The 15,790-nt window shown below is 42.9% G+C and carries 10 protein-coding genes, 2 tRNA genes and 1 rRNA gene; 1 reads left to right on the top strand and 12 read right to left on the bottom strand.

The genetic code is table 11. The features are described from left to right. Window positions 1–99 precede the first annotated feature (99 nt). The 12 genes from AT689_RS03545 to argR form a co-directional block, all read right to left on the bottom strand. Window positions 100–172 (bottom strand) — tRNA-Ala (locus tag AT689_RS03545). 51 nt (window positions 173–223) lie between these two features. Then, window positions 224–1,769 (bottom strand): 16S ribosomal RNA (locus AT689_RS03540). Between the two features lie 252 nt (window positions 1,770–2,021). Next, window positions 2,022–2,093, bottom strand: a tRNA-Glu gene (locus AT689_RS03535). A 121-nt stretch (window positions 2,094–2,214) separates the two neighbouring features. Further along, entirely contained in the window at window positions 2,215–2,649 is a 435-nt protein-coding gene (locus AT689_RS03530; protein ID WP_000355907.1) for a cytidine deaminase family protein, read from the bottom strand. Window positions 2,650–2,662: 13 nt separating this feature from the next. Beyond that, a complete protein-coding gene (gene gltX, locus AT689_RS03525) occupies window positions 2,663–4,123 on the bottom strand; it encodes a glutamate--tRNA ligase (RefSeq protein ID WP_000031086.1) in 1,461 nt (486 codons plus the stop codon). A 123-nt stretch (window positions 4,124–4,246) separates the two neighbouring features. Beyond that, on the bottom strand, window positions 4,247–5,596 hold the full coding sequence (locus AT689_RS03520; RefSeq protein ID WP_000018260.1) for a glucose-6-phosphate isomerase: 1,350 nt from the start codon (window positions 5,594–5,596) through the stop codon (window positions 4,247–4,249). Beyond that, a complete protein-coding gene (locus AT689_RS03515) occupies window positions 5,583–5,762 on the bottom strand; it encodes a hypothetical protein (protein ID WP_000400702.1) in 180 nt (59 codons plus the stop codon). Before AT689_RS03515 ends, AT689_RS03520 begins: the two co-directional genes overlap by 14 nt. A 3-nt stretch (window positions 5,763–5,765) precedes the next feature. After that, window positions 5,766–6,455 (bottom strand): gamma-glutamyl-gamma-aminobutyrate hydrolase family protein, encoded by a 690-nt coding sequence (locus AT689_RS03510; protein ID WP_000124772.1) that lies wholly within the window; start codon window positions 6,453–6,455, stop codon window positions 5,766–5,768. 138 nt (window positions 6,456–6,593) lie between these two features. After that, window positions 6,594–8,360: a multidrug efflux ABC transporter subunit PatB gene (patB, locus tag AT689_RS03505; protein WP_000859864.1), complete on the bottom strand. Its 1,767-nt coding sequence runs from the start codon at window positions 8,358–8,360 to the stop codon at window positions 6,594–6,596. 649 nt (window positions 8,361–9,009) lie between these two features. Beyond that, a complete protein-coding gene (patA, locus tag AT689_RS03500) occupies window positions 9,010–10,704 on the bottom strand; it encodes a multidrug efflux ABC transporter subunit PatA (protein ID WP_000908153.1) in 1,695 nt (564 codons plus the stop codon). Between the two features lie 146 nt (window positions 10,705–10,850). Further along, on the bottom strand, window positions 10,851–13,385 hold the full coding sequence (gene mutS, locus AT689_RS03495) for a DNA mismatch repair protein MutS (protein WP_000963665.1): 2,535 nt from the start codon (window positions 13,383–13,385) through the stop codon (window positions 10,851–10,853). Window positions 13,386–13,435: 50 nt separating this feature from the next. Next, a complete protein-coding gene (gene argR / locus AT689_RS03490; protein ID WP_001231472.1) occupies window positions 13,436–13,882 on the bottom strand; it encodes an arginine repressor in 447 nt (148 codons plus the stop codon). 135 nt (window positions 13,883–14,017) lie between these two features. On the opposite strand from argR, the gene argS reads away from it, so the two are divergent. Then, window positions 14,018–15,709: an arginine--tRNA ligase gene (gene argS, locus AT689_RS03485; RefSeq protein WP_001092741.1), complete on the top strand. Its 1,692-nt coding sequence runs from the start codon at window positions 14,018–14,020 to the stop codon at window positions 15,707–15,709. Window positions 15,710–15,790 lie beyond the last annotated feature (81 nt).

The following is a 15,790-nucleotide window of genomic DNA, read 5'->3' as shown; positions in this document are numbered from 1 at the left end:
ACTCTTATTAATACTACAGCGTTTTCGGTTTATTTTCTTGTTACTATTTGATATAGATATTCAATTTTCAATGTGCATTACTTGGTGATCTCTCACCAATGGAGCCTAGCGGGATCGAACCGCTGACCTCCTGCGTGCAAAGCAGGCGCTCTCCCAGCTGAGCTAAGGCCCCACAAGACCTCTCAAGACTAAACAAGACCAATGCGCAGTTCCTTATCCTTAGAAAGGAGGTGATCCAGCCGCACCTTCCGATACGGCTACCTTGTTACGACTTCACCCCAATCATCTATCCCACCTTAGGCGGCTGGCTCCTTACGGTTACCTCACCGACTTCGGGTGTTACAAACTCTCGTGGTGTGACGGGCGGTGTGTACAAGGCCCGGGAACGTATTCACCGCGGCGTGCTGATCCGCGATTACTAGCGATTCCGACTTCATGTAGGCGAGTTGCAGCCTACAATCCGAACTGAGACTGGCTTTAAGAGATTAGCTTGCCGTCACCGGCTTGCGACTCGTTGTACCAGCCATTGTAGCACGTGTGTAGCCCAGGTCATAAGGGGCATGATGATTTGACGTCATCCCCACCTTCCTCCGGTTTATTACCGGCAGTCTCGCTAGAGTGCCCAACTAAATGATGGCAACTAACAATAGGGGTTGCGCTCGTTGCGGGACTTAACCCAACATCTCACGACACGAGCTGACGACAACCATGCACCACCTGTCACCTCTGTCCCGAAGGAAAACTCTATCTCTAGAGTCGTCAGAGGGATGTCAAGACCTGGTAAGGTTCTTCGCGTTGCTTCGAATTAAACCACATGCTCCACCGCTTGTGCGGGCCCCCGTCAATTCCTTTGAGTTTCAACCTTGCGGTCGTACTCCCCAGGCGGAGTGCTTAATGCGTTAGCTACGGCACTAAACCCCGGAAAGGGTCTAACACCTAGCACTCATCGTTTACAGCGTGGACTACCAGGGTATCTAATCCTGTTTGCTCCCCACGCTTTCGAGCCTCAGCGTCAGTTACAAGCCAGAGAGCCGCTTTCGCCACCGGTGTTCCTCCATATATCTACGCATTTCACCGCTACACATGGAATTCCACTCTCCCCTCTTGCACTCAAGTTAAACAGTTTCCAAAGCCTACTATGGTTAAGCCACAGCCTTTAACTTCAGACTTATCTAACCGCCTGCGCTCGCTTTACGCCCAATAAATCCGGACAACGCTCGGGACCTACGTATTACCGCGGCTGCTGGCACGTAGTTAGCCGTCCCTTTCTGGTAAGATACCGTCACAGTGTGAACTTTCCACTCTCACACTCGTTCTTCTCTTACAACAGAGCTTTACGATCCGAAAACCTTCTTCACTCACGCGGCGTTGCTCGGTCAGACTTCCGTCCATTGCCGAAGATTCCCTACTGCTGCCTCCCGTAGGAGTCTGGGCCGTGTCTCAGTCCCAGTGTGGCCGATCACCCTCTCAGGTCGGCTATGTATCGTCGCCTTGGTGAGCCGTTACCCCACCAACTAGCTAATACAACGCAGGTCCATCTGGTAGTGATGCAAGTGCACCTTTTAAGCAAATGTCATGCAACATCTACTCTTATGCGGTATTAGCTATCGTTTCCAATAGTTATCCCCCGCTACCAGGCAGGTTACCTACGCGTTACTCACCCGTTCGCAACTCATCCAGAGAAGCAAGCTCCTCCTTCAGCGTTCTACTTGCATGTATTAGGCACGCCGCCAGCGTTCGTCCTGAGCCAGGATCAAACTCTCATTAAAAGTTTGAGTTCTCACTCATTTCTGTCACTGACAGATTTATTGTTTTTTTCATTGTTCAGTACTACAACTTATGTTGTAGCGCCCTGCACATTGGTTCGTCTTGTTCAGTTTTCAAAGGTCTTTGTCACTCGCTTCTCTCAAGCGACAACTATATTAGTATATCACAGCCACTTTCACTTGTCAACACTTTTTTGAAGATTTTTAAGCTTTTTTAAACTTTTTTTCATCAAGTGTTCCAACCGCAACATACCATAGTCCGTACGGGATTCGAACCCGTGTTACCGCCGTGAAAAGGCGGTGTCTTAACCCCTTGACCAACGGACCTGAGTTGTTATTTTCAACTCTTACTATTATACAGTCTTTTCAAACTTTGTCAACTACTTTTTCTAATTTTTTTTTATTTTTTCAACTTATAGTAAAAAGAGCCAAAATTATACTGACTCTTCTATCGCTCATTAAACTTAGAAGCACGTTCTTCTCCCCACCAATAAGGGATTAGTTCTGCGACTTTAACTGTTTTTCTTATATTATAGTCCATCATGAATTCTGCATCTTTATTTTCAGCATTAAGCTCTAAAAGGAATTCTCTACAAGCACCGCAAGGCATGGCTGAACTTCCACCATAAGGTGGTTTGTCTCGAAAGGCTAATACTTTCTTAACCTTAGTTTGTCCTGAAAATTGGTACATATTGAAGAGGGCCGCCCGTTCTGCGCAGAGATGGAAAACACCACAGGTTCCCTCCATACAGAATCCTGTAAATATTTGTCCATCTTCTGCTTCTACTGCAGCTACAACATGATTGGCATAAACAAAGTCTGATACTTCATGTGGATTGTATAGTTTCTGTGCTTCTTCGTACATCTTTTCCCAGATGTCCATTATTGTATCCTCTTTATTTAGAGATTTCTTTTAGCATGTTTTCGATATGCTGAATTGATTTTTCACGTCCAAGCAAGAAAATTGTATCTGGTAATTCTGGCCCATGCATTTCGCCTGAAACTGCGATACGAATAGGCATGAAAAGATTTTTCCCTTTAATACCTGTTTCTTTTTGAACTGCTTTAATTTGTGGGAAGATATTTTCTGTCACAAATTTATCATCTGTCATCGCTTCAAGTTTTGCTTTGAATGCTTCAAGAACTGTTGGAACTGTTTCACCCGTCATGACTTCGCGCTCTGCTTCTGTCAATTCTGGGAAATCTGAGAAGAAAAGATCTGTCAATGGGATAATCTCATCTACTGATTTCATTTGTGGTTTATAGAGCTCAACTAATTTTTCAGCCTTGTCAGTCAAACGGCCTGCTTCCTCTAAGAATGGTTTTGCCATTTCAAAGATGGTTTCAAGGTCTGCATTCTTGATATAATCATTGCTCATCCAGTCTAGTTTTTTCTGATCAAAGGCTGCTGGTGACTTGCTGAGGCGGTTTTCATCAAAAAGTTTAATGAGTTCTTCACGAGAGAAAATCTCATCTTCACCACCTGGGTTCCAACCAAGAAGAGCAATAAAGTTAAAGACTGCTTCTGGAAGGTAACCTTTCTTTCGGTAATCTTCGATAAATTGAAGTGTATTAGTATCACGTTTAGATAACTTCTTACCAGTCTCAGAGTTGATAATCAAGGTCATGTGACCGAACTCTGGAGCTTCCCAACCAAGAGATTCATAGACCATAAGCTGTTTTGGTGTATTAGCAATATGGTCATCTCCACGGATAACATGAGAGATTTGCATATCGTGGTCATCGATGGCAACGGCAAAGTTGTAAGTTGGGTAACCGTCTTTCTTTTGGATAACCCAGTCACCACCGATATTGCCACCTTCAAATTCGATATCGCCTTTGACCATATCATGCCACTTGTAGATACCTGACTCATTGACAGCCAAACGAACAGTTGGGATGATCCCTGCTGCTTCACGTTCTGCGATGTAAGCTGCTTTTTCTTCTTCACTCATACCAAGGTATTCATTGATGTAGCGTGGTGTTTCGCCAGCTACTTCTTGGCGTTCGCGTTCAGCTGCCAACTCTTCTTCTGTAACGTAAGATTTATAGGCTTTTCCTTCAGCTAATAGTTGGTCAATGTATTTTTGATACAAGTCTAAACGCTCAGACTGGCGATAATTCTCATGTGATTCTGGACTTTCATCCCAATCCATGCCTAACCAGCGAAGGTTTTCAAGTTGTGAACGTTCACCATCCTCGACATGGCGTTTACGGTCAGTATCTTCGATACGGATGAGAAATGTTCCACCATGATGGCGCGCATACAAGTAATTAAACAATGCTGTACGAGCATTTCCGATGTGTAGTAGTCCTGTTGGACTTGGTGCGTAACGTACGCGGATATCTTTTGACATAGTTTCTCCTATTATCTAGGCATCTGCCTTTTTGCTTTCTATATTATATCACAAGTCTTGACTGAGTCCAATTTCTATGGATAAAGAGAGTAAAAAGAGTGGGTAAACCACTCTTTTCTTCTATTATAGACGTGCGTTAAGTTCTTTGCTCAATTCTTCAAATCCTGGTTTTCCAAGAAGGGCAAACATGTTACGTTTATAAGCTTCAACACCTGGTTGGTCAAATGGGTTGATAGCATTCAAGTAACCTGAAAGGGCAATTGCCAATTCGAAGAAGTAGATAGTGTAACCAAGAGTGAAAGCGTCTTGCTCTGGAAGAGTCACATACATGTTTGGTACATCACCATCTGTGTGGGCAAGAAGAACACCGTCAGTTGCTTTTTTGTTTACAAAGTCAACGTCTTTTCCTTGAAGGTAACCAAGTCCGTCAAGGTCTTCTTCCAAAGTAGGAATAAGCACGTTTTTACGAGGTTTGTCAACACGGACAACTGTTTCAAACATGATACGAGTTCCTTCTTGGATAAATTGACCAAGTGAGTGCAAGTCAGTTGAGAAGTTGGCTGAAGTTGGGTAGATACCTTTTTGGTCTTTTCCTTCTGATTCACCAGCCAATTGTTTCCACCATTCTGAGAAGTATTGAAGTGATGGCTCATAGTTTACCAAGATCTCAGTTGCATAGCCTTTACGATAAAGGATGTTACGAACAGCTGCGTATTGGTAAGCTTCGTTTTCAGAGATTTTGTCTGAAGTGTAGTCTTTGCGAGCTGCATTCGCACCTTCCATAAGAGCTTTGATGTCAGCTCCTGATGCTGCGATTGGAAGCAAACCAACGGCTGTCAATACTGAGAAGCGTCCACCGATATCATCTGGAACAACAAATGTTTCCCAACCGTTAGCGTCTGCTTCAACCTTAACAGCACCCTTTTGGCGGTCAGTTGTTGCATAGATACGTTTGTTAGCTTCTTCTTGACCGTATTTCTTAACCAAGAGTTCTTTAAAGACACGGAAAGCAATCGCTGGTTCAGTTGTTGTACCTGATTTAGAAATTACGTTTACTGAGAAGTCTTTGTCTGCAACATACTCTACCAAGTCAGCAAGGTAAGTAGATGAGATTGAGTTTCCTGCGTAAAGGATTTGTGGAGCTTTGCGTTCTTCTTTTGTTTGCAAGTTAGCAAAATGGTGATTCAAGAAGTCGATTGCTGCTTTTGCACCAAGGTAAGATCCACCAATACCGATCACAACCAAAACATCGCTGTCTGACTTGATTTGCTCAGCAGCTTTCAAGATGCGGTCAAATTCTTCGCGGTCGTATTTTTCAGGAAGGTCCAACCATCCCAAGAAGTCGCTACCAGCACCAGTTCCTTTACGGATCAATTCATCTGCTGCTGTTACTTGTGATTGCATGTATTCCACTTCATGTGGTGCAACAAATTTGTCTAAAACTTTTGAATAATCAAATTTAATATGTGACATGTTCTTCCTCCAATATTTCTTCTTTTCTATCATAACGCTTACCTTCGTTTTTTTCAAGTTTTTTTGTCGAATTTCTCCAATTTTTATCAGAATTCAAACGTTTGCGTAAAATACCACATTCTAAAAATTTTGAAAAAATAAAAGAAAGAACGACCAGATGTTCCAATCGTTACAGTTCATTCAATAAATACTCAAATAATTCTAAATTGCCATCTTCTTCATTAACCAGAAACTCTGGATGCCACTGTAAACCGATAATGCGGTGCTCGTCGATAGACTCAATCGCTTCAATAGTTTGGTCTCTTGAATCAATAGCAGTTACACGGAAATTGGGTGCCAAATCTTTAATGCTTTGACGATGGACTGAATTGACCTGACTTTCTTTCCCAAATAGCTTAGCCACCACGCTTCCTTCTACTGTCTCAATAGAGTGAGATGTCCCGAAAGGTAGTCCTTGCCAGTGACCTTCGATTTCTTGATTGAGGGTTCCACCAAAGGCAACATTGACAAGTTGGACACCGCGACAGATTGCCATAATTGGTTTATTCTGACGAAGCGCTTCCTTCAAGAGTGCCAATTCAAATTCGTCACGGACCAGATTGTAATCATCGCTCTCGACGGTCTTTTTCTCTCCATAAAACTGAGGATGAACATTTTGGCCTCCTGTCAAAATGAGTTTGTCAATCATTTCCACATAATCACGTACAACTGACTCATCACCAACAGGAATGACTAAAGGGAGACCACCGACTTGACGAATGATCTCTGCGAATCTACAAGATACAGATGAATGAATGATTTTGCCTTCTGCGTCTACGGGACATAGATTTGCAGTAACTCCTACAACCGTTCTAGCCATGATGCCTCTCCTTTCGAATGCTAACGATAGTCCTATCATATCACTCAAAATGACTTTCGTCTAATATGTTTTTTTTAAGGCTGTGATAAACATTTTTTATGGACAAGAAAAAGCTGCCCACATAGGACAACTTCTTTCTTATTCGAAAACAAATTGATTGTGATAGAGTTCTGAATAAAAGCCACCTAGCTTCAAAAGTTCATGGTGGTTACCACGTTCAATGACTTCTCCATCTTTAAGGACAATAATCTGATCTGCATTGAGAATGGTTTTCAAGCGGTGGGCAATGACGAAACTAGTTCTACCTGCTACAACCACCTCCATGGCATGCTGAATCTTGCTTTCTGTCACCGTATCTACGTTTGAAGTTGCTTCATCGAGAATGAGAACTTCTGGATCTGTCATCAGGGTTCGAGCGATTGAAATCAATTGCTTCTGCCCTGTTGAAAAGATGCTCTGGTCATCATCAATAAGAGTATCGTACTTATCAGGCAAACTTTCGATATAGTCGTGAATGTGGGTTGCTTTTGCTGCTACCTCAACCATTTCCTGACTAGCATCTGGCACACCAAATCGGATATTGTCTCGAATCGTTCCGCTAAACAAGACCGAATCTTGCAATACAATTCCCACCTTGCTTCTAAGACTATCTAAGTCATAGCCACGAATGTCTTTACCATCAAAATAAATACCACCAGCATCAACATCATAAAAGCGATTGATGAGGTTCATAATAGTCGTTTTTCCTGAACCTGTCGGCCCAACAACTGCTGTCATCTGGCCTTTAGGGGCAGAAATGCTGACATCTTTCAAAATAGGTTTATCAGGCAAGTATGAAAAATCGATATGACTGATTTCAACACTTTCTTGCAACTTAGTGAAGGTTGGAGCCTTTTCAGGTCGGATTTCCTCCTCTGCATCAAACATTTCCTGAATTCGTTCAGCTCCAGTAAAGGCCAACTGAAGGCTTCCCCAACTCGCTGCAACTTGGATAATAGGCTGGTAGTACTGCTGTGAAAATTGTGCAAACATAACAATCAAACCTAGGGCTGTACTTGTTTCAATAGACTTATCATTCAAAAGTACAGCCGAACCAGCAAAGATGACGATGGCTGTATTAATCAGGCTCATCCCATTCATGACAGGGAAAAGAATTCCTGAGAACATTCTTCCTTTAAAGGTTGCCTTGCGCACGCGCTCATTTTGTTCAAGAAATCCTGCCATCATATCCTCTTGAATTCCTTGCACAATCACGGCTTTTTGGCCTGAGATGCTCTCATCCATATAGGCGTTGAGCTTCCCTACCTCTTTCTGCTGGAGGTTGGTGTATTTGCGTGCCATTTTCACGATGAAAATCAGCATAAGGAAAGCCAATGGGGTGCTGGCAATGGTGATGAGAGCCAGCGTCACATTTCTCGAAAACATGACAAGAATCAGACCAATGTATAAAACAATATTGCTCATGACCTGAATCAAGCTTTCGTTAAAGGCTTGGAGGATATTATCCAAATCACTGGTAAAATGAGACAGGATATCGCCATCTTGTCGACGGTCAAAGAAAGAAACCGTCAACTGAGCAAGCTTACCAAAGAGACCTTTGCGCATCTCGTTGGTCGATTCTGCAATCACGCGCGTCATGAGACACATGTATATTACACTAGAGATAAATAGAACCAAAACCAGCAGGCCAAGATTGACCATGATTCCTGATAGGCTTTGCCATACAAGTTCTGGATTGCCATTTTGATAAGCTTGAACTAAATTGGCTAGCTGCGTCACCGCTTGTCCAGAAAAGACTGGAAAGAGGGCTTGGGCAAAAGTCGCCAGAACAATCATCAGGATGACAACTACAAATGAGAACTTGTAGACCTTAAAATAATGCCAAAAAAATTGAACTGTCTTCATTTTACTCCTCCTTATATTATATTTAGCGCAGTTAGCTACTGCCAAAGCCCAAGTGGTATACTTGGAATAAGCCGCTGTGGATTAGTTCATTTCCTCCAATCGCTTGACGATTTCCGAAAGGATCTAACCACAGCTTTTTGTTTTAATTGGTAATGAGTTTGATAACGCATAGACGTTTTATCTCGTGTAATGAAAACATCAAACATTACAAGAGGCTCATTGACAAGCTTTCGCTGGACTGGATTCTTCTATTTATCAGTCAGATCAGATTGATTTAGCAGGAAGAATGGTCAAACGGAGTTCCCCTCATCTGCGGTAGGTACTCATACAAGCTGCCAAAGCATGCCCTCGCTTTTCGCCTGCTTTTAAGGCCTATCTTAAGACTAAATTAGAACAAGGAAAACATTACAATGTAGCCATCATCCACCTTGCAAAAAAACTTATCCGAACCCTGTTTTATATCCTAAAAAAAGAGCTGCCATTTGACGAACAAAAAGTGATGTAATTTCTGAAATTAACACAGGATTACCTTTGAAAAAATGGACTTTTTCAAGGGCCTTTTGCCGTGCTCTAAAATCATCGCCAAATCATCAAATTGAAATAAGAAATAGTTTAGATAAAACTATTGACTTTTCTTATAGTTTGTCTTTCATTTCTGTGTTTCATAGATTTCACGGTAAACGGCATTGTTGGCAACCAAGTCTGCATGCGTGCCTTGACCAATCAATCGTCCTTGATTTAGAACCAAGATCTTGTCTGCATGGACAACCGAGCTAATTTTTTGAGCAATAATAATGGTTGTCGTCCCCTTCAAGTCCTTATTCAAAGCTTCTTGCACCAAGCGCTCTGATTTGGCATCCAAGGCTGAGGTCGAATCATCAAAAATCAGAATACGTGGATTGCTGACAATCCCACGCGCAATCGACATCCTTTGTTTTTGTCCACCAGAGAAATTGGTTCCCCGTTCTTCAACTGGACTTTCAAAGGTTTTCTCCATACGATGAATGAATTCACTAGCCTGGGCAATATTGGCTGCGCGCTCCATTTCAAATAGAGTAGCATTTCCCTTCCCCTGTCTCAAGTTATCTGCAATCGTTCCACTAAAAAGAATGGCACGTTGGAGAACGATGGAAACTGTTTTACGCAGGGTTCCTTCACTCACTTCTCGAATATCCTTACCTCCGATTTTGATAGCCCCTTCCTGTGGATCAAAGAGACGTGGAATCAATTGAGCCAAGGTTGACTTTCCTGCACCAGTCGCTCCAACTACACCAACCATTTGACCAGGTTCAATAGTAAAGCTCACATCTTTCAGCATCGGTTCCTTGTCCATTGGATAGGTAAAGGTCACATTTTCAAAGCTAAGGCTTCCAACCAACTCTTCATCTGGGATATCCTTGAAGGTCATAGCTGGCTCTGCGTCAAGAATTTTTCGAATACGACGCATGGAAATCATGGCACGGCTGACAGAATTTCCCAAAAATCCAACCATAACAATGGTAAAGATAATCTGGCTTAGGTAATTAACAAAAGAAGCGATGGAACCAACAACAGACGGATCCGACTGAACCATTCCCGCGACCAGCCAAATAGAGAGGAAGACCGCCCCGTAACCAACCAACATCATAAAGGGTTCCACTACTGAAAAGGCATAACCAATGTAAAGGTTTTGACCAAGAAGCTCGTCTGAGACCTCTGTAAACTTAGCAAATTGCTCTTTTTCTTGGACAAAGGACTTGACCACACGAACGCCACGTAAATTTTCCTTGGCAATGGCATTGATGCGCTCAAGAAGGGTTTGAAACTTGGCAAAACGAGGCCCCATCATTCCCATCATGACAGCAGTCAAACCAAAAATCAAGACTACCATGAGAACAATCACCCACCACAGAGAAGGTAAGGTTTGAACCGCTAGGATAAACGAACCGATGAACAAGAGGGGAAGTCTGAAAAGAATCTGGAAGGTCATCATGACAACGTTCTGAATCTGGTTGATATCATTTGTCATTCGAACGACTAGATTTCCCGCATTAAATTGTTCAATATCAGCATAAGAAAAGGTTTGAATTTTACGGAAGGCATCCTCCCGAAGGTCGGATGAAACTCCTTGGGCAATATAGGCTGCGAGGACAACATTGAGTCCACCAGCAACTAGACCGACTACGGCCACACCAATCAACCAAGCCCCGATACTATAAATAGCTTCATATTTCCCAGTAAGGAGGGCGCCTAAGACTTCCTGCAGATAACGCGGTTGCAGAAGTGAACTAGCAACCATCAAGCCTGTCATCAGGAGCGAAGCCAGGGCCTGCCACTTGTAGGTTTTTATTTTCTGAATCAGCATACTTTCTCCTTAAAAAATAGACAAAAGGGAGCGACAATGCGTCAGCTCCTTTTCATTCTGTTTGTGTGATGTTATTCTAGCAAAAAAGTGGAGAATTGTCAAAGAAGTCTCCTTGATACAGCTAGATTAACTAGTGAGTCTTGGTTTTATAGTTTCTGTTTTAACTCTACTAAGACATTCATAACCTGCATAGGTGTCATATTATACACATCCAGTTTAGCTAATTCTGCTAGGATAGGATGCTCTTCTGCCCTATCAAAGAGTGAAATCTGTTCAGTGACAGCACTAGTTTGTCTCATGGGAGGAGGACTCTCTGTTCCTTGATTCTCTAGCTGAGTCAAAATCTTATCCGCCCTTGCTAAAAGGTCTGCTGGCAAGCCAGCAATCTTGGCAACATGGATACCGTAGGATTTATCAGCTGGTCCCGGTTCAATCTTGTGAAGGAAGGTAACCTGCCCATCCTGCTCCAGAGTTGCCACGTGGACATTGACCAAGTGTTGTAAACTAGACTCCAGACTAGTCAACTCATGGTAGTGGGTCGCAAAGAGGGTCTTAGCTCCGATGTGCTCATGGATATATTCGATGATGGACTGAGCAAGAGCCATCCCGTCATAAGTTGCAGTTCCACGTCCCAATTCATCAAAGAGAATGAGAGAGTTCTTGGTCGCATGCGAAATGGCATTATTGGCCTCCATCATCTCCACCATAAAGGTTGACTGACCCGAAACCAAGTCATCTGCTGCTCCGATACGGGTAAAAATCGCATCAAAAATCGGTAAATGGGCGCTTTCAGCAGGAACATAGGAACCCAGCTGGGCCATAACCGCCGTCATGGCTAACTGACGCATATAGGTAGACTTCCCACTCATGTTTGGTCCTGTAACCAGTTGAATACTGGTATCTTCTGCCATCTGAATCGTATTTGGAATATAGGTCTGAGCCCCCATAACCTTTTCAACGACAGCATGGCGCCCTTTCCGGATATCAATTTGTGAATCGTCACCAAACTCAGGTCGAATCAAATGCTGGGTTTCAGCCACAACCGCCAGACTCTGTAAGACATCAACCGTCGCAATTCCTTGGGCTAGAGCTTGTAAACGCTGGATGTACTTGCCGACCTCTTCACGAATGCGCATAAATATTTCGTATTCGAGGTTGGCTGACTTCTCACGCGCCTCAAGCATATCTCCCTCGATACGGGCTAATTCTTCGGTTCCAAAGCGTTCTGAGTTTTTCAGCGTCGCCTTGCGGAAAAAGTGGGCTGGCACATTTCCTAGTTGCGAATTGGTCACATGAAAATAGTAGCCATCCTTTTTATTGTAGTCAATCTTGAGCGTGCTGATACCAGAGTTTTCTCGCTCCTTAGCCTCAATCTCAGCAATCCAGCTAGTCCCTTCTCTGAGAACGCAACGATACTTGTCTAAAGTCTCATCAAATCCAGTCCGGATAATTCCCCCATCTGTAATCACATGAGGAGCTTCAGGAGCAATCGCTGCGCTAATCAAACTCTCCAACTCAGGGATTGCATCCAGTTGTGCAATGAGATAGGCTAGAGCAGGTTGCTCCATCCCTTCTAAAATCGCACGAATCCGTGGCACACTAGACAAGGTAGTCGCCAACTGCAAGAGATCCTTTGGATTGGTTTTGCCAAAAGAAACACGACTAGCCAAGCGCTCAATGTCATAAACACCCTTGAGACTGTCTGTCAAGTCACTACGCTCAAAGAAATGGTCGAGAAAGACCTGCACCACTTCTTGACGTTGGACGATTCGTTCCTTATCAATCAAGGGGCGATGAATCCAAGAACGCAAGAGACGCATCCCCATAGCCGTTTTGGTTTCATCCAAAAGCCAGAAAAGACTGCCTTGTTTCTTACCTGAGCGAGCATTCTCAACCAAATCCAGACTAGCCTTGGTCGCATAATCCATCTGCAAGAAATCCTTAATTTCGTAGCGGATAACAGGTTTGAGGTGGTTCAATTCCCTCATCTGAGTCCGATGAACATACTGGAGCAGCTTACTAGATGCCGTTTGCTCCACCGTTGCCAATCGCAAATCCAATAAATGAAGGTCTTCAAAGCTTTCTTTTTCATAAGAGAGTACCAGATTCATCTGGCGGCTGAGGATTTGTTCTTCTTCCTCAGACAAGTCATAACCCAACACCACTTCTCGAGCCTTGAGGTTACGGATTTCCCCACAAACCAGCGTGAAATCCAAAAGACCTGTCACATAAAAGTCACCCGTCACCAAATCCATATAAGCTAGGCCAAATTGATTGCCTTCGCGGTCTATGGCAACCAAAAAATTATTCTGACTGTCCGGCTTACTGCTATCGACCACTGTCCCTGGCGTAATGACCTGAACAACCTCTCGTTTAACAACCCCAACTGCTTGTTTAGGATCTTCCATCTGCTCTGCGATAGCCACCTTATAACCCTGCTCAATCAAGACATCGATATACTGTTGGGCAGAATGATAGGGAACACCCGCCATAGGGATCGGATTGTCGGCATTCTTGTTGCGACTCGTTAAGGAAATTTCCAGAATCTGCGCAGCATTGACCGCATCCTCATAAAATAATTCATAAAAATCACCCATCCGAAAGAGCAAAAAAGCATCTGGATATTGCTTTTTAATATCCACATACTGTTGCATGCCGGGTGATAGCTTTTCTATCGCCATTTTCTGTCTCTCCTTTTCAAAAATAAGTCTTGAGAGCAACTCCCAAGACCTTACTTATCTTTCATCAAATCTAGCAAACGATCTTCCATGAGTTTGGCAACGTGCTGATCTCGACAAATAACCAATAAGGTATTGGCACCAGCAACTGTTCCTAAAATCCATTCATCCTTGTTTACATCTACAATATTTGCCAAAACAGAGGCTTCTCCCAATTTGGTATGAAGCACCAAGGTAAACTCTGCTCTTGCAACACCTTCTAAATGATGAGACAAAAATTCCACCAAATCAATCTTTTCTGTCTCATTTACTAGTACATAATACACCATATCATTTTTCTTGACCTTGGTCAAGCCGATTTCGCGCAAATCACGAGACAAGGTTGTCTGCGTCACACAAACATTGTGCGCCTCCAACCGATCTTGAATTTCTTTTTGTGTACTTAATTTCTCCTCAGTAATCATTTTTTTTATTAACTGATGACGATCTCTTTTTCTCATAAAATCCTCTTGCGTGCATATTTATAACTATATTTATAACCATATTATACCAAAAAAACAGGAGATTTCAAAAATTTTTTCTTCTTTCTTTAAAATTGTGATAAAATAGTAGAAAAGTCCAAAAAGGAGCTCTTAATGAATACAAAAGAATTGATTGCTAGCGAATTATCTAGCATCATTGATAGCCTGGACCAAGAGGCTGTTTTAAAGTTACTGGAAACCCCTAAAAACTCAGAAATGGGAGACATTGCTTTCCCTGCCTTTTCTCTTGCAAAAGTCGAACGTAAAGCACCACAAATGATTGCGGCTGAACTGGCTGAAAAAATGAACAGCCAAGCCTTTGAAAAAGTTGTCGCAACAGGACCTTACGTTAACTTTTTCCTTGATAAATCTGCCATTTCTGCTCAAGTATTGCAAGCTGTTACCACTGAAAAAGAACACTATGCTGACCAAAATATTGGCAAACAAGAAAATGTTGTTATCGACATGTCTAGTCCGAATATCGCTAAACCATTTTCTATTGGCCACCTGCGTTCAACTGTTATCGGAGATAGCTTGTCACATATTTTCCAAAAAATCGGTTATCAAACGGTCAAGGTCAACCATTTGGGAGACTGGGGTAAACAATTTGGGATGTTGATTGTTGCCTACAAAAAATGGGGCGACGAAGAAGCTGTAAAAGCTCATCCAATCGATGAACTCCTTAAACTCTATGTCCGCATCAACGCTGAAGCTGAAAATGACCCTAGCTTGGATGAAGAAGCGCGCGAATGGTTCCGTAAACTTGAAAATGGAGATGAGGAAGCTCTCGCTCTTTGGCAATGGTTCCGCGATGAAAGTTTAGTGGAATTTAACCGCCTTTACAATGAATTGAAGGTTGAATTTGACAGCTATAACGGAGAAGCCTTCTACAATGATAAGATGGATGCAGTTGTAGACATTCTTTCTGAAAAAGGACTACTTCTTGAATCAGAAGGTGCCCAAGTTGTGAATCTTGAGAAATATGGAATTGAACATCCAGCCCTCATCAAGAAGTCTGATGGTGCAACTCTCTATATCACACGTGACTTGGCTGCAGCCCTCTACCGTAAAAATGAATACCAATTTGCTAAATCTATCTACGTCGTTGGTCAAGAGCAATCTGCCCACTTTAAACAACTCAAAGCTGTCTTGCAAGAGATGGGCTACGATTGGAGTGACGACATTACCCACGTTCCTTTTGGTCTGGTTACAAAAGAAGGGAAGAAGCTCTCTACTCGTAAAGGGAATGTCATCTTGCTAGAGCCTACTGTTGCAGAGGCTGTTAGCCGTGCCAAGGTCCAAATCGAGGCTAAAAATCCTGAACTAGAAAACAAAGACCAAGTAGCACATGCTGTTGGGGTTGGAGCCATTAAATTCTATGACCTCAAAACTGACCGTACAAATGGATACGACTTCGACCTAGAAGCTATGGTATCCTTCGAGGGTGAAACTGGACCTTACGTTCAATATGCCTACGCTCGTATCCAATCTATCTTACGCAAAGCCGATTTCAAACCAGAAACAGCTGGCAACTATAGCTTGAATGATACTGAAAGCTGGGAAATCATTAAACTCATTCAAGACTTCCCACGTATTATCAACCGTGCGGCAGATAACTTTGAACCTTCTATCATTGCTAAATTTGCAATTAGCCTGGCTCAATCCTTTAACAAATACTATGCACATACACGTATCTTGGATGAAAGCCCAGAACGCGACAGCCGTCTAGCCCTCAGCTACGCAACCGCAGTCGTTCTCAAAGAAGCCCTTCGCTTGCTTGGAGTAGAAGCGCCAGAGAAGATGTAAATCGCCAAAGTTACTTGATTGCAAAGCAATCTAAGTAACTAACGCCAAATCCTATTCGGACTTTGGCTAGGCGCTTCACTA

The organism is Streptococcus pneumoniae (genome assembly GCF_001457635.1).
Classification (GTDB): domain Bacteria; phylum Bacillota; class Bacilli; order Lactobacillales; family Streptococcaceae; genus Streptococcus; species Streptococcus pneumoniae.
The sequence above is the reverse complement of the archived record's forward strand: the minus strand, read 5'-3'. Positions and strand labels throughout refer to the sequence as shown.